Here is a 21,853-nt window from a genome sequence, read left to right on the forward strand (position 1 = left end):
TCATGCCGGCGATCAAATCCAACAAACTGATTCCGTTTCTGGCCGTCATCGCGCTACTCGTAGTTGGCTTCGTTGCCCTGAAGGCGAGTCAAGATCCGGCGCCCGCATTGACGGAGTCGCCGCTTGAAGCGGTGCCGGCGCAGCAACCGCCGGCCGAGGAAGCGGATGCCGGTCAACCCGGGCTCGTCAGCGGCAGTCTGCTGGGCGGGGTGAAGAATCCCAAATCGCAGCAATCGGCCGATGCGGACACGCCGACCGAGTCCCTCAAGACGCTGACCGCCGAGATCGCTGCGGCCCGGCTGGAAATGCAGCGCGTGACCGACGAGAACCGTCAGCTACGCGCACAAGGGCTGCAGACCGAGCAGGCTCGCCGGCAGATGAAGGACGAGTTGCGTGATGAACTGCGCAACGAACTGCGTACCGAAGTGCCGGCGCCGGCAGCGCCCGCCCAAGCCCCGGCCACGCCATCGAAACACGGCCTGCTTGATCCCAGCAGCCTGGTGTCGCAACTCCCGCAAGGCTTCGGCTTCGATGCCCTGCAGGGCGGCTCCAGCGGTGGTGTCGCCCTGGGCGACGCGGCGATGGGGACGGCCGGAGCAGCACCGGGTGGTTATCGCACTGTCCTGCCGCTCGGTGTTCGTGTCGGCAAGGGGACTGACGGCCGGGACGCCCTGGTTCGGGCAACCGCTGGTGTCGAAGAACGCGGCCGCACGGCAACGCCCACCGCCCCGCCGTCGTCGAGCGCTCTGGCGCCCTTCGATGGTACCGGTGCGGGCAACGGCAAGAAGAAGGAAGCCAAGCGCTATTTCACCATCCCGGAAAACTCCACGCTGCTCGGTGCCACCGCCATGTCGGCGATCATCGGCCGCATCCCGGTGGACGGCAAGGTCAATGACCCGATGCAGTTCAAACTGATCATCGGCCCGGAAAACCTCGCCGCCAGCGGCCAGTACCTGCCCCGCGACCTGTCCGGCATCATCATGTCCGGGATCGCGATCGGCGACCTGAACCTGCAGTGCTCCGAAGGCCTGATCCAGTCAATGACCTTCGTCTTCAAAGACGGCACGATCCAGACGGTCAGCCAGCGCAACGGTGGTGCCGTCACAACCATGGGCATGGGTGAAGGCGGAAGTTCCTCCAAAGGCCTGGCTCAAACCTCGAAGCTCGGCTACATCAGCGATCGCTACGGCAACCCCTGCATTGCCGGCAAGTTCATCACCAATGCCCCGGCCTACCTGACCGATACCATCGGCCTCAAGATGTTGTCACTCGCAGGCGAAGCGGCCGCGATGGCACAGACGACGGTGTCCTCAAGTTCCGGCTATGGCGGCACATCGTCGACCAGCACGGTGACGGGCGACCAGAACCGCTACATCCTCGGCAAAGCCGCATCCGGCGCCACCAACGAGGTGACCGAGTGGCTGACCAAGCGGATGGGCAACTCGTTCGACGCGATCCTCACCCTGGCCGGCGCCGAGGTCGTCGTCAACATCGACCAGGAAATCCCGATCGACAAGAAACCCGATGCCCGCCGTATCGACTACGACCGCATCGATGCCGACAACCGTTCCTCGCAACGAAAGGCTCGCCACCATGATTTCGATTAAGTCACCGCTTCGCGTTTTGTCGCTGCTCGCCCTGCTCACGGGCATCCTGCCGGCCTGCACGGTCATGCCGCGCGAATCACCGCTGCCGAAGAGCGGCGGCACGATGGAAGAAATCTACCGCAACCATAACGATCGCGCCGGCAGTACCGGGACGAAGGATGCGCGGGACCGGCTGCCGTTGCGCGCCGCCAGCGACTACAACCCGGGGCCGAGCAAGCTTGCCGCCCAGGAACAGATCGAGCGGCGTTTTGCCCGGGTGGCCAACCCGGACCTCCTGATGACGGTCTTTCCGCACCTAGCCAGGGGGAAATACCCGATCCCCGGCTACGTGACGATGTTCCCGATGTACGACTCGGTGGAATATCTGCTGCCCGGTGAGGCTTCCAGCAACTTCGACGGGCTGCGCTGATGCTCAACACCATGATCGAATCGCTGTTGCATCGCGGCAAGAAGGCGCCCCAGGTGGCGCCTGATGGCAGCCCAGCGGATGCGCCGCAAGCGCTGCAACAGCCAGATGTTGCAGCATCCGGAAAACTACCGGGTTTGACGCTGGCCCAGCGCCGCGCCATGGCCCAACGGCCGCCCTCCTTCGTCGATATGCTGCCGTGGATGGAATGCGACCGTGAGGGCGTGGTTCTCCTCGAGGACGGCATCTCCTGCGGCATGATGTACGAGCTGGACCCGATCCCGACCGAAGGTTCGGACGACGCATTCATGGAAGCCTGCATGCACAAGGTCAAGCTCGCCTTGTCGGCTTTGCCGGAATGGGACGATGCGCAATGGGTGGCCCAGTTCTTCGTCAATGACGATACCGGTCTCGATCCCCTGATTGATCAGTTGACCCGCTACATCCTGAGTGCTCAAGGGGATGCCGATAGCCAGCGGCGCCGGGCGCAAGAAGTGCTGTCGTCGCAATTCACCCAGTCGTTCGTCAAGGAAATGGCTGAGCATTTGCGCTCGGTCGCCAAGCCGGAGGGCTTCTTCCGTGACGAGTCGGTGTCGGACAACATCTGGCGCGGTCAATTCCGTCGTGTCCGGATGGCGATCTATCGCTGGTATCCACCGAAACACGACTTCGGCGGCGACTTTGGGTCGCCGCGCACTTCGCTGATCCAGGCCGCCAACGGCTTGGTTGCCGGCCTTCGCGAGGCAGGTATCCGCTCGCGCGTCATGCTGGCGCCAGACTTCTATGCATGGCTGCTGCCGTTCTTCAATCCCCGGCCGTTCGGCGACCTGGCGACCACGGTCAGCGATATCCTGAAGCGCTGTCCCTATCCCAATGACCAGGAAGGCGACGAGGCACCGTTGCCATTCGGGACCGACATGGGCGACCTGTTGTTGCTCTCGCCGCCGGTTTCAGACCCGGAAACCGGCACCTGGCTTTTCAACGGCAAGCCGATGCGCGCACTGGCGCTGCAGGGAGTTCGCGAAACGCCCCAGGGCGGTCATTTCACGGCCGAGCGCCTGCATGGCAGCAAACGCTTCGCCCGTTTCGACCGGATGCCGCCTGGCACGATGCTGTCCTGCACCCTGGTGATATCACCGCAGGATCGGATTCGTGCCCGGGTGCAGAGTATCCAGTCGGCGTCGCGCGCTCGCACGTCGGATGCGCAACTTGCGCACGACGAATCGAAACGGGTGCTCAAATGGATGAGCAAGGGCGACAAGCTCTATCCATTCTACATGTGCCTTTATGTGCGCGGAGAGGATCACCAGGATCTGAACAACCGGGTTGCCGAAATTTCGGCGTCGCTGACGGCGTCCGGGCTGCGCTTCATCGATCCTCGGCATGAGCTCGTCGGTTGCGATGTTTTCATGCGCGGTTTGCCCATGAATTTCGAGCCCGAGTTCGATGCCCGCGAACTGCGCCGATCGCGCCTGGTCTGGGTCTCACAGGTGGCCGCTCTGCTCCCGTTGTACGGCCGGGCGCGTGGCACGGGCAATCCCGGCCTCTGGCTGTGGAACCGTGGCGGCGAACCGCTGTTTTGCGATCCGCTGAACAAGCGGGACCGCAAGAAGAACGCGCACATGCTGATCTTCGGCCCCACCGGCGCCGGCAAGTCGGCGCTGCTGAACTATCTCTGCATGCTGGTGATGGCCATTTATCGCGTGCGCCTGGTGATCGTCGATGCCGGCAATTCGATGGGGCTCTTGAGCGACCACTTCAAGGATCATGGGCTGTCCGTGCACAAGCTGCGGTTCACGCCGGATTCCAAGGAGAGTCTCCCGCCGTTTGCTGACGCCTACAAGCTGCTCGAAGATCCGGGGCTCGCCGCATCGGCGGTCGATGCGCGCGATGCCAATGCGGTCGACGAGTCGTTGATTTCGACCATTGAAGCGGACATTGACGCCGACGATAACAACCTGGACGAGAAACGCGACCTGCTCGGCGAAATGGTGATTCAGGCGAGCCTGATGATCACCGGCGGCGAAAAGCGCGAAATCGAGAAAATGAGCCGCGCCGACCGTTACCTGATTGAGCAGGCGCTATTTCGCGCCGCGCGCAAGGCACAGGCCGCCGGCCAGCCGCATCCCCGGGTTCAGGATGTCGCAACTGCACTGATGGAAATGCGGGATTCGCCCCACCTTGGGCCGCAACGTCGCGACCGCGCCGAAGACATGGGGCAGGCGATGATGGTGTTCTGTTCCAACGGCTTGCGGGGAAAGTTGTTCAACGGCTATGGCGAAAGCTGGCCGGATGCGGACGTGATCCACGTCGAAATGGGTACGCTGGCCATGTCGGGCTACGAGGATGCACTGTCCGTCGCTTACACGTCGCTCGTCAGCCACGTCCATGCCCTGGCCGAGGCGACGCATTACGAGGGGCGCCCGCTGATCTTCCTGACCGACGAAGGCCACTTGATCACGAAAAACCCGCTTCTGTCCGACTACGTGGTCAAGATCACGAAGATGTGGCGCAAGCTGGGTGCGTGGTTCTGGCTCGCCACCCAGAACATGCAAGACTTTCCGGATGACGTGGCGCGCATCCTCTCGATGTGCGAATGGTGGTGGCTGCTGACGATGCCGCCGGACGAGATTGAGCATGTCGCGCGGTTCAAGACCCTCAGCGAAGAGCAGCGCCGCTTGATGGAATCGGCGACCAAAGAGCCGCCGAAATACACGGAAGGCGTTGTCATTTCGTCCGTCATGCAGGCGTTGTTCAGGAACGTCCCGCCGGCGCTGCCGATCGCACTGGCGATGACCGAGATGCACGAAAAAGCCGAGCGGCGCGCGATCATGGACGAACAAGGTTGCACTGAGCTGCAGGCTGCTTACGTGGTCGCGAAGAAACTGGCCGCTCGGCGTGAATATGCGTGAGGCGCCGAGCATGATCTCGACCGAAGTGCTGCAACCCTGCCGGACGATCGCCGATCAACTCGGCGACCTGTTACTCGAAAGCTACGGCGCCGTCGATCTGGTTTTCGCCGAAACAGGGGCGTCGTCGATCACGGCGCTCGCAGCGGCGACCTGGTGCCAGGATTTCAGCCTACGCACACCGTCGGCCGCACTGGTTGATCTCGCCGACCTCGCCGGCGGCGAGATACGCCTGCGGTACGCCCGTCAAGAGGAATACAACTGCGACCTGCAGGCGCCCGCCCTTTTCGAGCGAGTAGCGGCCGCCGATGTCGTTGTCCTTGATGGGGTTGACCTCGCGGCTCGCCGAGACATGCCCAGCCTGCTGAAATTTCTCGGGCGCTGCGCCTGGCGCAGCAGGCTGACAGTCGCCCCAGTCAGCCTGGCCGCCCCTTTCATCCGGCATCCGGTGTTGTGCCATCTTCGGATGGCGGCCGACGCACTCATTCCAACCGACGTGGTGAGCAACCAGCGCGCAGCGCTCATTGCCGCGTCGTTCATCCGGCAATCCGGAGAAGGATCTGAATCATGAGAAATCGCAAGCTGTCCATTGGTGCAACCCTGATCGCACTGGCTTTGCTGTCGCCAATGGTCGCCGACGCGGCGGTCACCATGCCCTCATCCGGCCGGGGCTCGTCGCTGTATTACTCCCTGGGCGGCAGCGATCCCGCCGCCCGGGCGCCCAACCCGAATTCGATGCGTCTGCGCTTGGGTTTGTCGGGTAGCGGCCGACTCAATTACTCCTGCGGGAAATTCGATGTTCAGGCCTCAATCCAGGACACCCTGAATGGCCTGAAGAACGTGGACAGCGTCCTGATGAATGCCATCCAGGCAGCGATTTCCGCTCTGCCGATGTACATCCTGCAGCGTGCTCAGCCCGGCCTCTACGAACTCCTGCAGACCTACCTGCAGAAGGCCCGCGACCTGGTCAATGTGAGCTTCGAGTCCTGCGAGCAGATGGAAGCGCAAATCAAGGACGGCAAGAACCCCTACGACAAGTGGGTGACGATGGCTATGGGCGAACAGTGGAAAGAAAAAGCTGCCTCGGGCGGCAGTATCGTCAGTGCGAAGCAGGATGTTCAGTCCGATTCTGGTCGTTATGGTGTGAACTGGATTTTCGGAACCAAAGTCGGTGGTAGCAACCAAGATCCAGTCCGGATCGTGACGGATCTAGTCATTGGTGCATATAACCTGACCATGATGCAGCCCACGACTGCATCCCCAACGGCCAACTATGCGTCAACCAACAGCCGCTTGGCGAAGGCATTTCCCACACCTAAATCAGCATCGGATTTCGCGGTCGATACGGTCGGTGACGTCGAAATCGCGACTTGCGATAGGCCGGACTGCCCGCCAAAAGGCACCTCGTCAGGAATCGGGCTCAGCAAGAAATTCGAAGAAGAGATCCCAGTAGCGCAAGGTCATTTGAATACGGTCATGTCGGCCAACGTGCCGACGGCATCGGCTCTTGAGGCCGCCTCCGCGCCGGGCGTGCTGATCACCCGAGATCTAGTGGACGCGATACGTGCTTTGCCGAAGCCCGAACAGGCGATCGCCTACAGTCGCTTGTCGCAAGAAATTGCGTTGGCTAGAACGGTGGATCGTGCCTTGTTGGTCCGTCAGATGCTCGTCACCGGCAAAACCATTCCGGCCGCAGTCTCTGACAATGTGACTACGGCCGTTGATGCCAAGCTGGATGACCTCAACAAGGCGATCGAGAGCCTGATGTACGAGGCCCGGGTGCGTCGCGAAGTGGTATCCACCTCGGCCGGCACGCTGCTGCAAACCTACCAGGCGGCGCGCTCGTCTTCGGCGGCCATTCCTGCGACGCGGCCGGCGGACAGTCGTCCGATGACGAACGGCAAGGTGCAGTGATGGTCGCCGATCAACCGCGTGCCGAAAACACCGTGCCCAAGTCCCGCAAACGCACCGCCCTGACCTTCGCCGGCGCCGGTATTGCGTTGATGCTGATCCTGCTCGCAGTGGGCTTGTTTACAGCAGGGCTATTGATCCGCAGTGATGCGCCGCAGACGGTGGCCGTTCGTGTGCGTTACTGGCTCGACCTGGCACGCCCGGCGGTGCTTCTGCTGCAGCTCGGCGGCCTGGCACTCATCTGGTGGAAGTGGGAGAGCATCGTGAAGGCGGCGCACTTCACGGGCGCCATCGAGGCGGCCTGGCTGGCCGCCCGCGATCGCTTGTTCTTCTGGGGGCTGGCGCTGATCGGCCTGAGCGTATTTCTCTGGTCCGCATGAGCGAGGATTGTCATGACCGTTCAAAGCTATCTTGAACTCTTCACCACGATGTATGGCTGGGGTTTTGCCGCGATCTTCAAGGACATCCTGGTCGGTACCGGCCTCATCTACCTGCCGTTCATCTTTCTCATTCTCGGCACATGGATCGAGGCGCACAAGCAGGCGTCGACCGATGGTGCTGACGCCGGCTGGATGATCCGCGTGATGGAGGTTGAGCTCGGCGTTGCGATCTTCGTACTGGCCATGTGCTTCACGACGATCCCTGGGCTGAACATCAGCCAGGTCAGTCTGAACCACACACCCGACGCGACCGCCGTTACGACATCGACGACGGCGACGAGTGCGGCCGCAGGCTCCTACACCGACGCCTTCGCCGGGGCGCCGGCAACCGTGGAAATCCCCGCCTGGTGGTATTTCGTGATGGGCATCTCGTCCGGCGTTGTCGAAGCAGCGAAGGCGGGTATCGGCAACGATATGGCGGGATTCCGGCAGATGGAAGAAATGGCCCGTATGGCCAGTATCAACGATCCGAAGTTGCGCGCGAACGTCCAGCGCTTCACGGCCGAGTGCTACACCGCAGCACGTTCGAAATACTACATGAACACCAATCCCGTGACGGCCGCCGGCACGGCTGTCCTCGGCACGTTTGGCCCCTCGGATGTTGAGTGGATTGGCTCGCATTTCTTCCAGACCGAACCTGGCTATTACGACACGCTGTCAGCGACGCGTGGCGTCGAGGGATTCGCCGTTGACGCCACCGCAGATGCCGATGTCGCCGGCACGACGGTGCCGCCCGACTTTGGGCGGCCGGCGTGCAACACCTGGTGGGCGCAATTGAAGTCGGACATCCTGGCCGGCTTTGTAACCAGCGGCGGTGCCTTCACTACGTCGATCACGACAGCGCTGACGTCAATTTATCCGGGCACGGACCCTACGACCATTGAGGACTCGGTAATCCGCTTGGCAATCACCAAGCAGCGTCCAACCCTGGTCGATACCACGGCAATCATCGGCGAGGATCGCGGAGAGTTGGATCGGCTGATCCAGGCGCCGCTCGACATCCTGGGGATTGCCGGCACCGCCGGGAAAGCGATTGAGGCCCGGGCCTCCCTTTACCCGATCGTCCAGTTCGTCAGCATGGCCCAGCCGCTGATCCTGATGACGATCTACATGTTCCTGCCATTGATCGTGGTGATTGGCCGCTACAGCCTGCAGGTGATGTTCCTGGGCGGCCTGGCGATCTTCACGATCAAGATGTGGCCGCTGATGTGGTTCATCGCACGCGTGATGGATGACCACCTTCTAAAGGCCATGTATCCGGACGCCGCTACGGTTTTTGGTCAGTTCTTCGACGGATGGCAGTCCGGCGGCGCTGACGGCGTCATCAAGCGCATCACGCTCAATACCGTCCTGGTGAGCATGTACCTCGGTATCCCCATGGTCTGGTCCGGCATGATGGGGTGGATTGGTTACAACATCATGCGTGGCTTGACTGATATGAAAGAGACAGCCGTCAGAACGGCCATACAGAGCGGTTCTAGCGGAACGGCTATGGCGAAGAAAGCGGCCAGCAAGCGATGAACACAGTCTCCGACAAACGAGCGACCCGATTACATATCACGGCGGTAGTACGTTCTGACTTCACCTGGCATCGGCCCGTGCCCCCCATTTCCTCTGTCGGAAAGGTAGGAGTGCCACTCTTCCTCATCACCGGAAGTTTCATCAGGCAGCAACGACAACAGCCACAGGAAGAACGCTCCAGCGGCCAGCAGCAATTGCCAAGCCAGTTTGAACGTGAAGAACAGGAATTTCAGGAGGTCCATGATGAATTATTTCCGCAAAGCGTTGATGGGGATTTTCACCGCCTCGATCAATGCGGCCAAAGCCACATGGCGGAACGTCATTCAAATAAACGGGGCCGGCGCACAGTATGCGCCCAGCACTGAGGCACATTCAGGATAGGACAAGGGGATGCCAGTGGTCAAGATTGAAATGGTTGACGTCGTCATGGTTGGCGCTATGATGGAGTCCTACAAGCCGCTGCCATCGTCGGATCATGGTCCAAAATGGTCTGCCTGCTTGCCTCACCGTTTTCAGCGTGAGGCGAAGGTTTCAAGCGTCAATGGCGCTGAAATCTTCCCTGTCTTTTTGATTACGGGCGCCAAGGGCCGGAGTTTCCGGTTCCCTCACCGGGCGCCACGGCGACCGTCGTCGCCCAGCATGAATTCGTCAAACCAAGATTCAACCCAGGAGCTTTCATGATGCTGCCGCGTGCCGTATTCGCCCTTGTCGTGGGCGTGTTGTTTTCGTCGCATGTTCTTGCCGACGCAACCCTTGACCGTGTTCGGGCAGGTATCGCTCGCCACACCGAGGGAAAAATTGAGGTGACATCGGTCAGCCCGACACCGATTCCCGGCCTCTTCGAAGTTGTGTCGGGCACTGATGTCTTCTATAGCGACGCCAGCGGCCGTTTCGTGATTGTGGATGGCCGCCTGGTCGACACCGAGCAGCGTCAGGATCTGACGCAAGCCACCCTGGAAAAGGTGTCCAGGATCGAGTTCAAGAAATTGCCGTTTGATCTGGCCATCAAGACGGTGAACGGGTCCGGCAAGCGTCAGCTTGCGGTGTTTGAAGATCCAGCATGCTCCGCATGTCGCGAGCTACATGGCAGCCTGGCTCAATTGAGCGATGTGACCATCTACCACTTCCCGCTGCCGATCATATCCGAGGCCTCGCCGCCCGCTGTCGCGATGACGCTCTGCTTGCCGGCGAACCGCCGCGCGGCGAAGTGGCATGCCTACATGACTGGCGCTGAGGCGATTCCTGCAAAGGTCGATCAAGGGTGCGAGCCAGCGCTGGCGAAAGTCGGCCAGCTCGTCGCGCTCGGCAATCAGCACAAGGTGCAGAACACGCCGACGATCGTATTGGGCAATGGGCAGCGCATGGTCGGCCGCGTGCCCATCGATGTGCTGTCCACTGTGCTTGATGCGTCCATGGTCCAGTAATTCAGTTGCGGAGAACCTTCATGAAATTACGTCACAGCAAATTACTCCTTCTCGCTGCGCTGGCGTTGCCGGCGCTGGCCCAATCGGTGCCTGACCTGCTGTTCAAGGGCGTGGCCAATGCCCAGGTACTCAGCCCCGCCGATCGACAGGCGATCGCCGCCCTGCTCCCTATCGCTATCGGCCCGGAAGGGTTGGTGGACAGCGAGTGCAAACAGGCGAGCGAGCCAGTGGTCACCCTGCGTGACCTGAACCGCGATGGCCGCACCGAGGTGATCGTGATCGAGGGCAACAGTTGCGCCTACGGCATGAAAGGTCGGGTCACCCATGTTGTCACCAGTGACGCGCAAGGCCGCTGGCGGACAGTGATCAGCGCGGACGGTGACGAGGTCCACATGCAACCTGCGAAACCCGGCGCCTGGCCGGAGATCATGCCGGCGGTCCGGGGCTTCTGCTATCCCGTTTGGGGTTACGCCGAGACGCAGCGGAAGTACGTCCTGAAGGGGCGCGTGGCGGACCCCAAGATGCCCGACGCCTGCAAAGGGCTCTGATTTCGACCGGAGGAGCAAAGCGATGGCCAGATCAATATCCAACTGGATTCGCCGACACGCATTGTTGAGCCTGTTGCTGGTGGCAACTGCAGTCTGGGCGGGCACCACCTATGCGGACTATTTGCGATCGCTCGCGCAGCGTGAATCGTCGATGAACCAGTACGCGGTGAATAAATACGGCTATTCCGGGCTGTACCAGATGGGCTCGGGCGCGCTGCAGGACGCGGGCTACAAGACGGCCTCTGGCGCCTGGACCGGCAAGGATGGCATCAACAGTCAGGCCGATTTTCTGGCGAACGCGCAGGCCCAAACCAACGCCGTAACCGCCTACCACACCAAAGCCTGGCAGACGATTCAGTATTACGGGCTGGACAAGTATGTCGGTCAAACCGTCAATGGTGTTGAAGTCACCGCCAGCGGGCTGCTGGCCGGCTATCACCTCCTGGGCATCGGAAATGCCAAAAATCCCGGCCTGAAGGCCTTCCTGCAGGGCGGCGTAATCGGCACTGATGCCAACAACACCAGCATCGCCAGCTACATCGCCAAGTTCGGTGGTTACGGCTTGCCAACGCCGACGACTTACGCGGAAGTGCTGTCCGCAAAGCCGTCTGGAGGCGCCTCGACAGCAACGACGAGCAGCACAGCCACGACACCCCTGCCTGCGTCGCTGACGAGCCCATCCGTTCTCGCCTCGCCGTCGACCGGCGCAGTGTCGGTTTACGCCAATCCCCTGGACGGGTTTGCTGGTGGCTCAGGTAGCACCATGAGCGACACCAGAAGCATGCTGACTTTGGTGGCGGCCGCTGCCTTCCTGACCTGGTTGGCCTATGTCGTTTTTGGTTCCTGGACGGCCTTTACGGAAGGTCGTGTCGAGCTCCACCAAATGAGTGGCGACATTGTTCGCGGCATGGTCGTCACGATGCTGCTGATCTTGATTCTCTGGTAATGAAAGGACTGCCCATGAAGCGCAACACCTTCGCCGCCCTGCTCTCGCTGGGTGTGCTTCTAAACTCGCCGCCTGCATGCGCGCTGGAGTTCCTGGACGACATGATTTACTCGGTCAAGTGTGCCGGTGACGCCAACGTAGAAGCGTGCAAGGCCAAGGCCAAGAAGGAATACGAGGACTACGCCAGGAAAAAGCAGAGCGGCGAATTCACCGGCACCATTGATGATGGTGGCTCCGAGCAACGTAACAAGGGCTACCAAGAGCGCTGTGAGCAAACAAATGCTTCCGGTCCGGCCAGCGTTGACGCGGCCTACAACCGCGCCATGAACAAATACCGCTTTCCAACGCCAGAACAGTACGCGAAGGCCAAGTACCCTCAGCCAGGCTTCAATCACGGACGAGTACCCGGAGTCCGCTATGACGTTGCCACCCAAGTCAAGTATCCCGGATACGCTGATGTGGCTATGCACGTCGATTTAGTTCTAATCAAGAACGATACCGGGGCGGGCAGCACCGTACGTGCTGAGTATTGCATGGCCACAAGCGACAAGTATCCAAATCCGCAATTCCACAATCAAGCCTTCTGGAAGAAAGTGGGTTCCGATTTTCGTAGTCTGGTGCGGTGATGCTCTCCAAATCCAAAATAGTTACCGCCGCTTGGCTTTCGGCTGTATCTCTGCTCGCACACGCTCAGACAGCAGAGGTCTTCAAGCTGAGCAATCAGCCCAATTTCGTCGGTTCCGGTATCGCGGTTGTGCACGTCGTCGATCAGCTTCGCCGCAACATGGATGCGCTCTCTGCGGGCTTGCCTGACAACGAAGCGGCGGCTACGACAGTCGCTGCCAACCGCCTGCAGGCGCTGACGCCGCAGGAGCAGAACGCCTTGCGTGCCTCAGCGATCGCACGAGTGCGCGCGGCCGAGTACGGCATCACGAAGACACCGGCGATCGTGTTCGAAGGCAAGGCAACGGTCTACGGCCTCTTCGATGTCGATCGCGCCCGGTCGATCTACATGACCTGGCTGCAACAGAGGGGACGCCCATGAAAAAGCTGATCGCTTGCTTGGCTGGCCTGGCCATGGGCGGCATGGCCCTCGCCCAAGTCACCGGCTCCGGAAAATCCGGCGTCGGTGGCGACGTTACCAACACCGCTGCGCTATTCACTCAGGCAACGGTCACTTTCCCATCCTGCAGCCAGTGGCATGTCAGCGGGGTCTGCTTCTTTCTCTACTGCTCGCATCATTGCCGTATCCGGACCACGGTGCGCTACTCGCACTTCGCCCCGGATCTCGTCGTCTCGACCTACCAGGATCTGGACAATCATCCCTGGCCGGAAGTCGGCATTCCAACCGGTAAGGCACTCGCAGTGGGTGCCTCAACACTCCTGAAGGCATTTATCGGAGACGGCGCGGGATCATTCACCAAAGGCGATCGCCGCAACAGGGCCGCCAAGTACCGCGATGCTGACGCCATTGGCCATCCAGGGAGCGGCTTCGGCCTTGCTACCTGCCCTCGCGCCGTAACGCCGTTTACGCCCTACTTTTCGAGCTTCACCGATGCTGCGGTTTGGCGGGATTTTGTCCCGGCCGAACTGCTGTATCCGGCGTCGTGGGTGCCGGGCATGCGGGAAATCGGAAGCTTTCCGCTCAACACCTGGGGCAGCGTCATGCCTCGCACGGGCTGGCACACCCATCAACACCCCGTCAAGGTTGCAGCGGTGCTGTCGCAGCGGATCGCCGATATCGTCACGCACAGTGGCCAGCCTCACATCTACCGCTATCTCAAATCGGGCGGCCGGACCTCTCGGAGCGGCCAAATTGTCTGGGATCCGCCGGCGGCGCGAGAAAACAGTGAAATGGGTGGGCTGTGGCAACTCGCGGCGCCGAAGGCCGCCAGTAGCGCGACATCGTCCTGCCACGTATTCGGCGCAAACGACACACTGTCGCTATCGGGCTATGGCGACATGTTAACGAGCTCAACCGATTCGTATGCCTACACGCTGTGGCGGCCCTATGCCTGCTGCCGAAAGCGAGGCACATTCCTTTACGCCGTCACATGGGGAAAATGGTGATGCTCCGCGCGATTTGTCTCACTGGTGTGGTTCTCTTGGGCTTCGCAAGTATTCCGGCCGGCGCTCAGACGGCGCGTGCTGCGCCGGTCGTGATTCATGATGCCGGCGGCGTCTCGATCGCGGCCGAGCTCGGCGACGAGATCGAGCTCGATGGCCCGGCCGAGCAACCAGCCGCGCCACCGCAACCACAATTGCAGCCCCACCTGATTTTTCCGGTGGTTACGACGGCGGCGAAACCGGGGATTCTTGGCCCGGCCGTGCGTGCAAATCTTCCAGGCGGCCCCGGGGTTCCGATCTGCATTGTTGGTGACGACCAACTGTCTCGGCACTGGCTCAGCCTCAACCGCGGCACGCTGGAGAAGATGGGCGCAGCCTGCCTGGTAGCCTCAGTGCGTGATTTGATCGCGCTCGAGAATCTGCGTTCGCATGCCGGCGCCGTGCGCCTGGTGCCGGGATCAATCGACGCATTGGCCGGCGCCGCCGGCATCACCGTGTGGCCGGTGCTGATCACGCCGGACGGGATGATTTCGCAATAGGAAGGGCGACGACCATGGTGGAACCCATCGATTACACCCCGGCTCAGCACCAATCGGATTCGTATCCGATCTGGCAGGAGACCGAAGGCCACGTTGCGTCATTTTGGTACTACCTGGTTTGCCTGCTCTTGGCCTGGCTGCTGCTGCCGGCGCTGCTCGCCCTGGTTCGCTACCTGCAGGTCCGGAATCACATCTACACACTCACCTCGCAGCGGCTCTCCGAACGCTCGGGCATCATTTTCGTGCGCTCGGAAGCCTGCGAACTCTATCGGGTCAAGGATATCTCCGTCGAATTGCCGCTCCTGCAGCGCCTGGCTGGCTGCGGCCGCGTCATCCTGACCACCAGTGACGTCAGTACCCCTCACATCGTGCTTGAGGCGGTTCACGATCCCATGGCGGTGGCCGATTTGATGCGTGACAACGTTGAGCGCTGCCGAGTCGCCAAGGGGGTCAGGGAATTCAATTAGGCGGTTATCCACAGAATCCGGGGATAAGCCTGTGGATAGTCATGCTGCAGTCCAATAACTGTCACGGATGGAGGTGATTGACTACATTTTGAGCACCGGACAGCCTATTTGGCGTAGCCACACTTACTGACTTTTACTCAAGGAGAAACCCATGAACATGAAAAACACCGCTATCGGCCTGCTGCTGATGGGGCTGCTGGGAAGTGCAGCCGCCGAACCCATCGATCGATCTGTGCTCTACGCCTTTTCGCCGGCCGCGTATCAAGCAATCAGCGATATTGAGGTCGAGCGTGGCAAGCCGTTTGAAAGCCGCGAGGAATTGACCGCAGTAATGGCCACTGAAGATTTCCAGGTCCGGATGCGGTCAGCACTGAAAGCATTTTGCGGTCAGCCAGAAAATGAAAAGGTTTTGGCCTGCGCCCAACGAACTGAACTCGACAAACAGTAACCCGTGCTGTCGATCATGCTCTGTCCTGGTTATGCTGCGCAACGGCCTGCTCTTCCAGGACAGGAGCGGAGCAGCATCTGCCGCCTCATCTACTGAGTACCTATCGACTATAGGGTGTTGTTCCCGGTTTGGTTTGTATTGCACAATACAATTTGCCCGTGAAGCCAACTGTCAAAACCTACGCTGAGCTCCAGCTCGCCTATGACACTTTCAACGCTCGCCTCTTCGGTGGCCAGCTACCGGAGTGCCTGATTACCCTACAGCGGGAAAAGCGAACCTATGGCTATTTCTCGGCCGATCGCTTCGGAAACAGGAACGGTGAGACCGTCGACGAAATCGCGCTCAACCCCAGTTACTTCGCCGTCGTCCCGATCGTCGAGATCATGCAGACGCTGGCCCACGAAATGGTGCACCTCTGGCAGCACCATTTCGGCACACCTGGCCGGGGCCGCTATCACAACGGGGAGTGGGCGGACAAGATGGAAGCACTGGGCTTGATGCCGTCGAGCACGGGCAAGCCTGGGGGGAAACGAACTGGCGACTGCATCGCGGACTATCCGCTCGATGGCGGACGATTTCTGCAGGTTTGTTGTGAGCTGCTGACCACGGATTACCAAATCTCCTGGTACGACCGTTTTGCGCCGGCGGATGAAGTGGCCGTCAGTCAAAGTAACGTCGCCAGCCTGTCGCCGAGCTTGCCGCCGGCCGGTGCGAGCATTCCCGCGATATCCGGGGTCCAGCTTGTGCAAGCATCTGCCTCGGCCGGTGCCCCGGCGCCTGGCGAGGTTGCCGGCGCCGCCACCAATAAGAGCAACCGGTCGAAATACACCTGCTGCTGCAATACCAATCTTTGGGGAAAGCCAGGCCTCAAGATCCAGTGCTGCGAGTGTGGCCAGGTGTTCGTGGAGTTCCCGTGAGCCGTTGTCGTTGAGCGCTACTCAGCGGATTTGCCCAAATTGATAATCCCTTTGCAACTGGGGAATTTCGTGCAGCCCCAGAACTGGTTGCCCGCGTATGTGCCGGACTTTGCAGTCCGCTTCACCATCGCACTACCGCACTTTGGACATTTGGGATCGGCGGCGGTAGCTGAAGCCTGCGCGGCGGGCAACTCACCGCCGACCAAGTGCCGTAGCTTGCGGGAGTTGACCAGCTCGATGCTGCGTCCCATCGCAAAGGCTTTCGCATCCGGCGTGAAATCACCTGAAGCAACTACGAAACCGCCGACTGCGCGCTCGGCCGTCATCACACCATAGAGTTCCCGAACGATCGCCACCCCGACTTGGCGAGTTTTCCACTGCTTGCACTGCACCAGGTACTTGTCCGAGCCCAGATACACAACGAGGTCGACACCGCCGTCCGGGCCGTCGCCGCCCTTCTCCAGGACGCGATAGCCTTTGCGTCGGAATGTCTCAGCGACCAAACCTTCGAATTCCAACCAGGTCATCTTCTCGAGCGCGTTATCCGATCCATCGGCTGCTACCTGATCATGCAGCTCGCCGGCGCGGCGGCGCCGGATCGCGGAAACCAAAGCCCCAGCCAGAAATGGCAGCGGCGCGAGGTATTGAAATAGCTGCGATGCTGAGCGAAACACCGTGCTCGTCACCATCGCACCAATCTCGCCCGGGGTGACGGTGGCCACCGTAGGCAGGCCGGCAAAGTGATGTAGCACCAGGTAATTGAGAATGGCCAGGGCAACACCAACGCCCCAATGAAAGCGTGCTGCCAGTTCGGCGATGTCTTCGACCAGTGAGTCCTGTTTTCTGCGTCCCATCGTGTTACCTCATGGATTTGCCAATGCGGCCGTAAAGCGATCGGCCGCAACGCTCGCCGGCCAGGGTTCCCAGGGCGTGCCACCGTACAGAACGACAAGCGGATCTTCGACGAGCGGCTTGATTTTGATGCCGAGCACTGCGCGGACTTCCTCGGCCGACCACCCTGCCACATGAACCGCCTCGCTGGCGGCCGCCAACCTGTCGGCTTCCTTGTGTCTAGCTTTTTCCTCTTCCGTCCACCACGGCAACCCGTAGCGCAGGAAAACCACTCGCGTCAAACGGTCCATCAGGGCCTCAAACGCATCGCCCAGGATTGGTTTGAGCGGAGAGATCGGATCGAAACCAATCAGTCCCTCTTCCGCGTCGTGCAGGAGTTCGCGCAAGGCGGCCTGACGATCGAGTGGTGTCGGCGACATCTGGCGTCGGAGCTCCAGCACCAGGATGCTGTGTTGCGCAACCGACATCGGCCTCGGCCAGGTCGAGTGGCCGCCCCAGCGGAAGGTCCGGGCAAGGCCGATCGCAAGATCCCTGTCTTCCCAATCGAAAGGGGTCGGATTGGCCAGATCAAGGCGCCGGCCGGAAGGCTGACGAACCCAAGCGCGATGCGGCCGACTGCTGGTCATCTGCGCGGATACTCGCTCACCAGGCTTTCGGTTTGCTTGGCACGAATTTCTGCCAGGGTGCCCGCAGGCAGGTGCCAGCCACCCGTTCACGCTGCACCTTGTCCTCGATGGCCAGCAACTTCTGCTTGTAGTCCGGTGCTTCGCAAAAGGCCTTCCACTCCGCATCGGAACGCGGTTCCTTGAAGCCATCCTGGCCGGCGGCCGGCAAGCTGATCGCGAAGCCAATGACTATTGCTCCCGCGATTTTCCAATGCTGCTGCATACCCTCCCCTTTCGTTGGTAGGCTATTTGCCGTCGAATTTGATCAGGAGAACCAGGGCATACAAGAGGCATCCCAGAAATCCGTAGACCACGATTTCGATCGTCACAAAGCCATCTTTCAGATAGCCAATGATTGCCATCACCGAACCCGACGCGAATGCCTTCACGGCGAACCCGGGACTGGCAACAATGACGTTTCGCAAGGTTCCAATGAGGACCGAGGCCGTCTGATACAGCACCACCGGTACCATCACGACCATCACCAAAATCGCCAGCGCTGACGCCATCAGACGATCTCCCCGAGCACAACGGAACAGAGCGCACTGGAACTTGTTATCTCGATGACGTAGGGAAGACCAAACAGCCAGGCGACCAAGAAGCCGGCGATCGCACCAATCACTCCCCTGGTAAACCGATAGGGATGATTGGACGCGAATGCGCAAAGGCTCGACGCCCCGCCTACGAAGATCATGTAGATCAGGTAGGCTCCAAGGAAAACACCAAAGAGAAGGGCCAGATGCATAACGTGCTCTTACTCCAGAATCAAAACCGATCATCATTATCCGGCTTGCTTACGCGCTCCCTGAGCGTTTCGAGCGCTCGCTCCAGGACGATTCTGTCGGACACGTCCTTTTCACGCATCGTTTGCTTGGTCCGCAGCAGGCCTTCCAGATTGATTGTGCGAACGGGAATACCGTCCAGATCGACGGTTTCGGCGTACTGCTTCAGGGTTTCATAGGTTTCGCCGCAAGCGTTGAGCATGACGTCGACCACAAAGGCATCTGCCACGCGGATATTCTCGCCTTCGTCGAACCAGGCCGGATCAATGTCTTTCGCCGCCTGATCCGGCAGTACCATCAACGCAGAGCGAATCTTGATCCCGGCCTCCTGAGTCGCCGGCACCAGAACGTCGATGTCCGTGGTGGCTCGATGGTAGCCGTGCGCGAACAAAGCATATCCACCGATCAGCAGGTAATCAGCGCCCTGGTCATTCAGCGAGGCAATCAGCGACTTGAGGTCATCAATGGTTGCCGGGCGGCTGTATTCATCCATTACATCCGCTCCAGGGCGATTTTTGCCATGCCGGCGATCAGGCAATCCTGCTGGTGTTGATTGGCCTCTTCAAAGGATTTGAACCGGTAGAGCCCCTTCGGGATATGGGTCGTGTTGCCAGTCGGAAGGCGGTGGATTTCGTCATTGAATCGCGCGCCCTCAGCCAACAGCTCGGCCGAGGCCGAGAAAGTGATGGGATGCTCCTTGCGGCGGCCTATGATGCGCATGCGCTTCTTCCTTGTTGAGGGGCGACTACACCTTGTGGGTGACTTCCGAGCGCTCGATTCTGCTCGCTCATGTTGTCAGAATTTCGCAGTAGGTTTCGGAACGCTGTTCCGCGGCAAACTTGACGGCCTTGCTGATCGTTGCCCGGCTGCAGCCGATCGTTCGCTGAACTACGCTCCAGGAGTTGTTGCTGGCCAGCATTCGGTTGATGGCGTCGTAGCGCTCTTGGTTGGGTTGCCGCCCCTGGTATTTCCCCTGCCCCCTGGCTTTGGCGATTCCCTGAGCCTGGCGCTCGCGACGCTGCTCGTAGTCGCGGCGTGCGAAAGCGGCGAGCATGTCCAGGAGCATGTCATTGATCGCGCCGAAGATTCGCGCATCGAACTCGCCTTGCGCCTGCGCCAGATGCTGCCAGGTCGTTGGCACGTTGACCGCGACCACCCGCACCTGGCGCTCGCGAATGGTCCGTTTGAGGGCTTCCCAGTCAGCGCTGGCCAGGCGCGACAGTCGGTCGATGTCTTCGACCAGGAGCACGTCGCTCGGCCGGCAATCCGAGAGCAGCCGGAACAACTCGGGGCGATCGAGGCGAGCCCCGGATTCGTTCTCGACGTAGTAGTTGCAGATCGTGACGCCACGTTCGGCCGCAAATCGATCCAGCGCGCCCCGGGCGCGCTCGGCATCCTGCTCGTTGGTTGATGCCCGAAGGTAGGCGCGGACAAAGTAGTTCATTGGTACTCTTGGGGTTCAATGCGCGAACCGGTTTATTTTGGGTTTGGTTTTCAACCAAACAGTACCAGAACACGGTGGTTCGTCAAGGGCATACCCTTGCAAAACCAAGATGACAGCTTACGAGCGTAGCTGGCCGGTCCAAAGTATTCGGATTGCCTCTCGTATCCGCGCCCTACTGCGCATTACGACCCCGCCATTGAAAGGTCTGTAGGTGTTCAAGGTTCCAGCCCCTCTCAGGATTATCGGATCCCACTGTTCAAGGAATCGCTTGGCACTCTCAGCTTCCTTGGAGCGCCTTTCCCATCGATCAAGCCAATCCTTTGTATTGAGCTGAATGTCCGCTACCGGAACCTCAACAACACCATCATGAGTCCGGTTGATGACTACCCATTCACCCGGTTCGACGGCACTGGTAGGCTCTCCGTCGTAACCCCTCTTTCTGGAACGAATTAGATTGCTGCAGTAAAGAATATCTTCAGCCACTACCGACTTCGCGATTCTAACGGGGTAATGCGAATACCCGCCGTCATCCCCGTAGCTATTAAGTACATCCATTTCAATACGCAATGTTTCTCGCCCGGCTATTTCACAAGCGCTTTTCAGCTTGAATAACAGTTCGGCGTAACCATCGCCTCTGTCAAAAGCCCCCTTCTCATCCTTGATATTTCGCTTCAAATTAACACTTGTCACCCCAGCCTCTCTGAGCATTCGCTGGGTGTGCTCGTAGAGCCGCGAAACTTCATTACATATCGCATCAACGCGAGGTGGGGTAAGTTGAGACAAGACACCCCGAAGTAATTCAGTATCGCCGTATCCAACGGGCCATTCAAAGGCCCGATCCGGACAAAATGGCAATCGATACAAGCCTAGTGCCCTGCTTGCGAAGAATGCCAGTAACGCGTAGCCCAAACCGTTTTTTGACTTGGTAAATCCGGCAACAAGGGGGTTTTCAACACCCTCCCCGTAGGTGATACAAGAATAAAGCAGGTCATCCTCGATCGTAAAAAGCTGATTCGCCAAACGTTCCTTATGGCGCTCATGATCTTCCATGCCAAAGCAACGGCCGGTCGGGAATAACTCGTCTTGGGATGTAAGTTGCACCCCGACCTTCAAGTACGGCAAATTTAAATTACTCAACAAACTCTCCTTTGTCGAAATCTACTCATAGCCCAATGCGGGTAGCGATATCCCACCATGCCGGCCGCGCCACAGGCACGCTTTCTCTGACTCTACGACGCAAGGTCTGCATCTCTTGGATGCTGATCAGCCCACTCTGACACCAAGCGCCAACCAGGCCATCAAAATAGCCGAGCTGGAATTCGGTGTACTTGCGAGACCCCGCAGCGGAGATCATGCATTCAGCCAACGCCAACACCTCTTCCTTTGTCATCCCCATCCCATCTCCGATTTCGTTCCGCTGATAGATTGCCAATGGAATGTTCTCTGAGCCTTGCTCAAATTTCAAGCGCCGTCTTTCGCTGCTATAGCGTCCGCGCATTCCGCAATCGAGATTGCCTAAACTTGCCCGCTATGCTGTATTTTTGTACAGTGCTGGAATGGTCATCTTCCTACACCGCCTTCGCCAACGAGGTTGGCCGATTCCAAAATACCAATTCGCTTTCAAAGGCACGGTAGAGGGCATACTTACCCTACGAGAGGAGCGCGACAGCGTACTAAATCGACACACGCGTATCGCACGCCTCCTGCCCACTGTTGCGACTCAGCAGCTTGATGTTCCGCCGCTCCTGGATGCGATCCTCGTCGAGCTCACCGCCCAGCGCCTAGTCTTGTCCGGCATTGAACGACACACGGACGATGCTATCGCCAAAATTGAGGACTTTGCTCAAACATGGGTTTGCTGGTTTGAAGCGCACTCCTGATTTCCCTCATTGACACCACGCTCCGGCAGTAAAAAGGCCCAGCCTCCCCGAGGGGGAATGCTGGGCCTGATTTGAATTTC

29 protein-coding genes are annotated in these 21,853 nt (G+C 59.9%); 18 read left to right on the forward strand and 11 right to left on the reverse strand.

Features of this window, described 5'->3' with window-relative positions:
- The first annotated feature begins 2 nt into the window (after positions 1–2).
- From AC0KWY_RS03175 to AC0KWY_RS03205, 7 genes are read left to right on the forward strand one after another with little or no spacing between them, the layout of a single operon-like run.
- Positions 3–1,607, forward strand: a complete 1,605-nt coding sequence (locus tag AC0KWY_RS03175) for a TIGR03752 family integrating conjugative element protein (RefSeq protein WP_474028199.1) — start codon at positions 3–5, stop codon at positions 1,605–1,607.
- Positions 1,555–2,016: a TIGR03751 family conjugal transfer lipoprotein gene (locus AC0KWY_RS03180; RefSeq protein ID WP_474028200.1), complete on the forward strand. Its 462-nt coding sequence runs from the start codon at positions 1,555–1,557 to the stop codon at positions 2,014–2,016. Before AC0KWY_RS03175 ends, AC0KWY_RS03180 begins: the two co-directional genes overlap by 53 nt.
- Positions 2,016–4,925 (forward strand): conjugative transfer ATPase, encoded by a 2,910-nt coding sequence (locus AC0KWY_RS03185; RefSeq protein ID WP_474028201.1) that lies wholly within the window; start codon positions 2,016–2,018, stop codon positions 4,923–4,925. Before AC0KWY_RS03180 ends, AC0KWY_RS03185 begins: the two co-directional genes overlap by 1 nt.
- Positions 4,926–4,935: 10 nt before the next feature.
- Positions 4,936–5,493, forward strand: coding sequence for a hypothetical protein (locus AC0KWY_RS03190; protein WP_474028202.1), 558 nt, complete (start codon positions 4,936–4,938; stop codon positions 5,491–5,493).
- On the forward strand, positions 5,490–6,836 hold the full coding sequence (locus AC0KWY_RS03195; protein ID WP_474028203.1) for an integrating conjugative element protein: 1,347 nt from the start codon (positions 5,490–5,492) through the stop codon (positions 6,834–6,836). The genes AC0KWY_RS03190 and AC0KWY_RS03195 overlap by 4 nt, the downstream gene beginning before the upstream one ends.
- A complete protein-coding gene (locus tag AC0KWY_RS03200; RefSeq protein WP_474028204.1) occupies positions 6,836–7,213 on the forward strand; it encodes a hypothetical protein in 378 nt (125 codons plus the stop codon). The genes AC0KWY_RS03195 and AC0KWY_RS03200 overlap by 1 nt, the downstream gene beginning before the upstream one ends.
- A gap of 12 nt (positions 7,214–7,225) precedes the next feature.
- Positions 7,226–8,794, forward strand: coding sequence for a conjugal transfer protein TraG N-terminal domain-containing protein (locus tag AC0KWY_RS03205; protein ID WP_474028205.1), 1,569 nt, complete (start codon positions 7,226–7,228; stop codon positions 8,792–8,794).
- A 29-nt stretch (positions 8,795–8,823) separates the two neighbouring features.
- Here AC0KWY_RS03205 and AC0KWY_RS03210 read toward each other — a convergent pair whose 3' ends face one another.
- A complete protein-coding gene (locus AC0KWY_RS03210; RefSeq protein WP_474028206.1) occupies positions 8,824–9,036 on the reverse strand; it encodes a hypothetical protein in 213 nt (70 codons plus the stop codon).
- A gap of 435 nt (positions 9,037–9,471) precedes the next feature.
- Between AC0KWY_RS03210 and AC0KWY_RS03215 the strand changes: the two genes are divergently transcribed.
- From AC0KWY_RS03215 to AC0KWY_RS03260, 10 genes are all read left to right on the forward strand, one after another.
- Positions 9,472–10,218, forward strand: a complete 747-nt coding sequence (locus AC0KWY_RS03215; protein ID WP_474028207.1) for a DsbC family protein — start codon at positions 9,472–9,474, stop codon at positions 10,216–10,218.
- Positions 10,219–10,238: 20 nt separating this feature from the next.
- On the forward strand, positions 10,239–10,766 hold the full coding sequence (locus tag AC0KWY_RS03220; protein ID WP_474028208.1) for a hypothetical protein: 528 nt from the start codon (positions 10,239–10,241) through the stop codon (positions 10,764–10,766).
- Between the two features lie 22 nt (positions 10,767–10,788).
- A complete protein-coding gene (locus AC0KWY_RS03225) occupies positions 10,789–11,712 on the forward strand; it encodes a DUF3262 family protein (RefSeq protein WP_474028209.1) in 924 nt (307 codons plus the stop codon).
- Positions 11,713–11,726: 14 nt separating this feature from the next.
- Complete coding sequence (locus AC0KWY_RS03230) at positions 11,727–12,338, forward strand: hypothetical protein (protein ID WP_474028210.1); 612 nt, start codon at positions 11,727–11,729, stop codon at positions 12,336–12,338.
- The gene (locus tag AC0KWY_RS03235) at positions 12,338–12,757 is read left to right on the forward strand and encodes a DUF1525 domain-containing protein (protein ID WP_474028211.1); all 420 of its coding nucleotides are present in this window, start codon (positions 12,338–12,340) and stop codon (positions 12,755–12,757) included. The genes AC0KWY_RS03230 and AC0KWY_RS03235 overlap by 1 nt, the downstream gene beginning before the upstream one ends.
- Positions 12,754–13,782, forward strand: a complete 1,029-nt coding sequence (locus AC0KWY_RS03240; protein ID WP_474028212.1) for a TIGR03756 family integrating conjugative element protein — start codon at positions 12,754–12,756, stop codon at positions 13,780–13,782. The genes AC0KWY_RS03235 and AC0KWY_RS03240 overlap by 4 nt, the downstream gene beginning before the upstream one ends.
- Positions 13,782–14,318 (forward strand): PFL_4695 family integrating conjugative element protein, encoded by a 537-nt coding sequence (locus tag AC0KWY_RS03245; RefSeq protein WP_474028213.1) that lies wholly within the window; start codon positions 13,782–13,784, stop codon positions 14,316–14,318. Before AC0KWY_RS03240 ends, AC0KWY_RS03245 begins: the two co-directional genes overlap by 1 nt.
- A gap of 14 nt (positions 14,319–14,332) precedes the next feature.
- Entirely contained in the window at positions 14,333–14,785 is a 453-nt protein-coding gene (locus tag AC0KWY_RS03250; protein WP_474028214.1) for a PH domain-containing protein, read from the forward strand.
- 151 nt (positions 14,786–14,936) lie between these two features.
- Positions 14,937–15,233, forward strand: a complete 297-nt coding sequence (locus AC0KWY_RS03255; protein WP_474028215.1) for a hypothetical protein — start codon at positions 14,937–14,939, stop codon at positions 15,231–15,233.
- 158 nt (positions 15,234–15,391) lie between these two features.
- On the forward strand, positions 15,392–16,150 hold the full coding sequence (locus tag AC0KWY_RS03260) for a SprT-like domain-containing protein (RefSeq protein WP_474028216.1): 759 nt from the start codon (positions 15,392–15,394) through the stop codon (positions 16,148–16,150).
- Positions 16,151–16,167: 17 nt separating this feature from the next.
- Here the strand turns inward: AC0KWY_RS03260 and AC0KWY_RS03265 are convergent, their stop codons facing one another.
- The 10 genes from AC0KWY_RS03265 to AC0KWY_RS03310 all read right to left on the reverse strand — a co-directional run bounded on the left by AC0KWY_RS03265 (position 16,168) and on the right by AC0KWY_RS03310 (position 21,358).
- A complete protein-coding gene (locus tag AC0KWY_RS03265; protein ID WP_474028217.1) occupies positions 16,168–17,004 on the reverse strand; it encodes a restriction endonuclease in 837 nt (278 codons plus the stop codon).
- Between the two features lie 9 nt (positions 17,005–17,013).
- Positions 17,014–17,628 carry a hypothetical protein gene (locus tag AC0KWY_RS03270; protein ID WP_474028218.1) on the reverse strand — a complete coding sequence of 205 codons (615 nt, stop codon included), beginning with the start codon at positions 17,626–17,628 and terminating at the stop codon, positions 17,014–17,016.
- Between the two features lie 16 nt (positions 17,629–17,644).
- The gene (gene trbK, locus AC0KWY_RS03275) at positions 17,645–17,890 is read right to left on the reverse strand and encodes an entry exclusion lipoprotein TrbK (protein ID WP_474028219.1); all 246 of its coding nucleotides are present in this window, start codon (positions 17,888–17,890) and stop codon (positions 17,645–17,647) included.
- A 22-nt stretch (positions 17,891–17,912) separates the two neighbouring features.
- Entirely contained in the window at positions 17,913–18,176 is a 264-nt protein-coding gene (locus tag AC0KWY_RS03280) for a hypothetical protein (protein ID WP_474028220.1), read from the reverse strand.
- Positions 18,176–18,412, reverse strand: coding sequence for a hypothetical protein (locus AC0KWY_RS03285; protein ID WP_474028221.1), 237 nt, complete (start codon positions 18,410–18,412; stop codon positions 18,176–18,178). Before AC0KWY_RS03285 ends, AC0KWY_RS03280 begins: the two co-directional genes overlap by 1 nt.
- Before the next feature lie 20 nt (positions 18,413–18,432).
- Positions 18,433–18,942: a hypothetical protein gene (locus AC0KWY_RS03290; RefSeq protein WP_474028222.1), complete on the reverse strand. Its 510-nt coding sequence runs from the start codon at positions 18,940–18,942 to the stop codon at positions 18,433–18,435.
- Positions 18,942–19,169, reverse strand: coding sequence for a hypothetical protein (locus AC0KWY_RS03295; RefSeq protein WP_474028223.1), 228 nt, complete (start codon positions 19,167–19,169; stop codon positions 18,942–18,944). Before AC0KWY_RS03295 ends, AC0KWY_RS03290 begins: the two co-directional genes overlap by 1 nt.
- Before the next feature lie 67 nt (positions 19,170–19,236).
- Positions 19,237–19,893, reverse strand: a complete 657-nt coding sequence (locus AC0KWY_RS03300) for a recombinase family protein (protein WP_474028224.1) — start codon at positions 19,891–19,893, stop codon at positions 19,237–19,239.
- A gap of 117 nt (positions 19,894–20,010) precedes the next feature.
- Positions 20,011–21,030 (reverse strand): hypothetical protein, encoded by a 1,020-nt coding sequence (locus AC0KWY_RS03305; RefSeq protein ID WP_474028225.1) that lies wholly within the window; start codon positions 21,028–21,030, stop codon positions 20,011–20,013.
- A 25-nt stretch (positions 21,031–21,055) separates the two neighbouring features.
- Positions 21,056–21,358 carry a hypothetical protein gene (locus AC0KWY_RS03310; RefSeq protein ID WP_474028226.1) on the reverse strand — a complete coding sequence of 101 codons (303 nt, stop codon included), beginning with the start codon at positions 21,356–21,358 and terminating at the stop codon, positions 21,056–21,058.
- Between the two features lie 46 nt (positions 21,359–21,404).
- Here AC0KWY_RS03310 and AC0KWY_RS03315 point away from each other — a divergent pair, with 46 nt between their 5' ends.
- Positions 21,405–21,773 carry a hypothetical protein gene (locus AC0KWY_RS03315; protein WP_474028227.1) on the forward strand — a complete coding sequence of 123 codons (369 nt, stop codon included), beginning with the start codon at positions 21,405–21,407 and terminating at the stop codon, positions 21,771–21,773.
- Positions 21,774–21,853: the final 80 nt, after the last annotated feature.

This window comes from Azonexus sp. MM2026_4, assembly GCF_055901855.1.

Coding starts and splice junctions, on each gene's coding strand:
- AC0KWY_RS03265 (WP_474028217.1), bottom strand. CDS start 17,004: ATGGGACGCAGAAAACAGGACTCACTGGTCGAAGACATCGCCGAACTG.
- AC0KWY_RS03250 (WP_474028214.1), top strand. CDS start 14,333: ATGGTGGAACCCATCGATTACACCCCGGCTCAGCACCAATCGGATTCG.
- AC0KWY_RS03270 (WP_474028218.1), bottom strand. CDS start 17,628: ATGACCAGCAGTCGGCCGCATCGCGCTTGGGTTCGTCAGCCTTCCGGC.
- AC0KWY_RS03240 (WP_474028212.1), top strand. CDS start 12,754: ATGAAAAAGCTGATCGCTTGCTTGGCTGGCCTGGCCATGGGCGGCATG.
- AC0KWY_RS03285 (WP_474028221.1), bottom strand. CDS start 18,412: ATGCATCTGGCCCTTCTCTTTGGTGTTTTCCTTGGAGCCTACCTGATC.
- AC0KWY_RS03175 (WP_474028199.1), top strand. CDS start 3: ATGCCGGCGATCAAATCCAACAAACTGATTCCGTTTCTGGCCGTCATC.
- AC0KWY_RS03190 (WP_474028202.1), top strand. CDS start 4,936: ATGATCTCGACCGAAGTGCTGCAACCCTGCCGGACGATCGCCGATCAA.
- AC0KWY_RS03280 (WP_474028220.1), bottom strand. CDS start 18,176: ATGGCGTCAGCGCTGGCGATTTTGGTGATGGTCGTGATGGTACCGGTG.
- trbK (WP_474028219.1), bottom strand. CDS start 17,890: ATGCAGCAGCATTGGAAAATCGCGGGAGCAATAGTCATTGGCTTCGCG.
- AC0KWY_RS03215 (WP_474028207.1), top strand. CDS start 9,472: ATGATGCTGCCGCGTGCCGTATTCGCCCTTGTCGTGGGCGTGTTGTTT.
- AC0KWY_RS03220 (WP_474028208.1), top strand. CDS start 10,239: ATGAAATTACGTCACAGCAAATTACTCCTTCTCGCTGCGCTGGCGTTG.
- AC0KWY_RS03295 (WP_474028223.1), bottom strand. CDS start 19,169: ATGCGCATCATAGGCCGCCGCAAGGAGCATCCCATCACTTTCTCGGCC.
- AC0KWY_RS03255 (WP_474028215.1), top strand. CDS start 14,937: ATGAACATGAAAAACACCGCTATCGGCCTGCTGCTGATGGGGCTGCTG.
- AC0KWY_RS03195 (WP_474028203.1), top strand. CDS start 5,490: ATGAGAAATCGCAAGCTGTCCATTGGTGCAACCCTGATCGCACTGGCT.
- AC0KWY_RS03230 (WP_474028210.1), top strand. CDS start 11,727: ATGAAGCGCAACACCTTCGCCGCCCTGCTCTCGCTGGGTGTGCTTCTA.
- AC0KWY_RS03185 (WP_474028201.1), top strand. CDS start 2,016: ATGCTCAACACCATGATCGAATCGCTGTTGCATCGCGGCAAGAAGGCG.
- AC0KWY_RS03290 (WP_474028222.1), bottom strand. CDS start 18,942: ATGGATGAATACAGCCGCCCGGCAACCATTGATGACCTCAAGTCGCTG.
- AC0KWY_RS03235 (WP_474028211.1), top strand. CDS start 12,338: ATGCTCTCCAAATCCAAAATAGTTACCGCCGCTTGGCTTTCGGCTGTA.
- AC0KWY_RS03205 (WP_474028205.1), top strand. CDS start 7,226: ATGACCGTTCAAAGCTATCTTGAACTCTTCACCACGATGTATGGCTGG.
- AC0KWY_RS03300 (WP_474028224.1), bottom strand. CDS start 19,893: ATGAACTACTTTGTCCGCGCCTACCTTCGGGCATCAACCAACGAGCAG.
- AC0KWY_RS03180 (WP_474028200.1), top strand. CDS start 1,555: ATGCCGACAACCGTTCCTCGCAACGAAAGGCTCGCCACCATGATTTCG.
- AC0KWY_RS03200 (WP_474028204.1), top strand. CDS start 6,836: ATGGTCGCCGATCAACCGCGTGCCGAAAACACCGTGCCCAAGTCCCGC.
- AC0KWY_RS03245 (WP_474028213.1), top strand. CDS start 13,782: ATGCTCCGCGCGATTTGTCTCACTGGTGTGGTTCTCTTGGGCTTCGCA.
- AC0KWY_RS03225 (WP_474028209.1), top strand. CDS start 10,789: ATGGCCAGATCAATATCCAACTGGATTCGCCGACACGCATTGTTGAGC.
- AC0KWY_RS03210 (WP_474028206.1), bottom strand. CDS start 9,036: ATGGACCTCCTGAAATTCCTGTTCTTCACGTTCAAACTGGCTTGGCAA.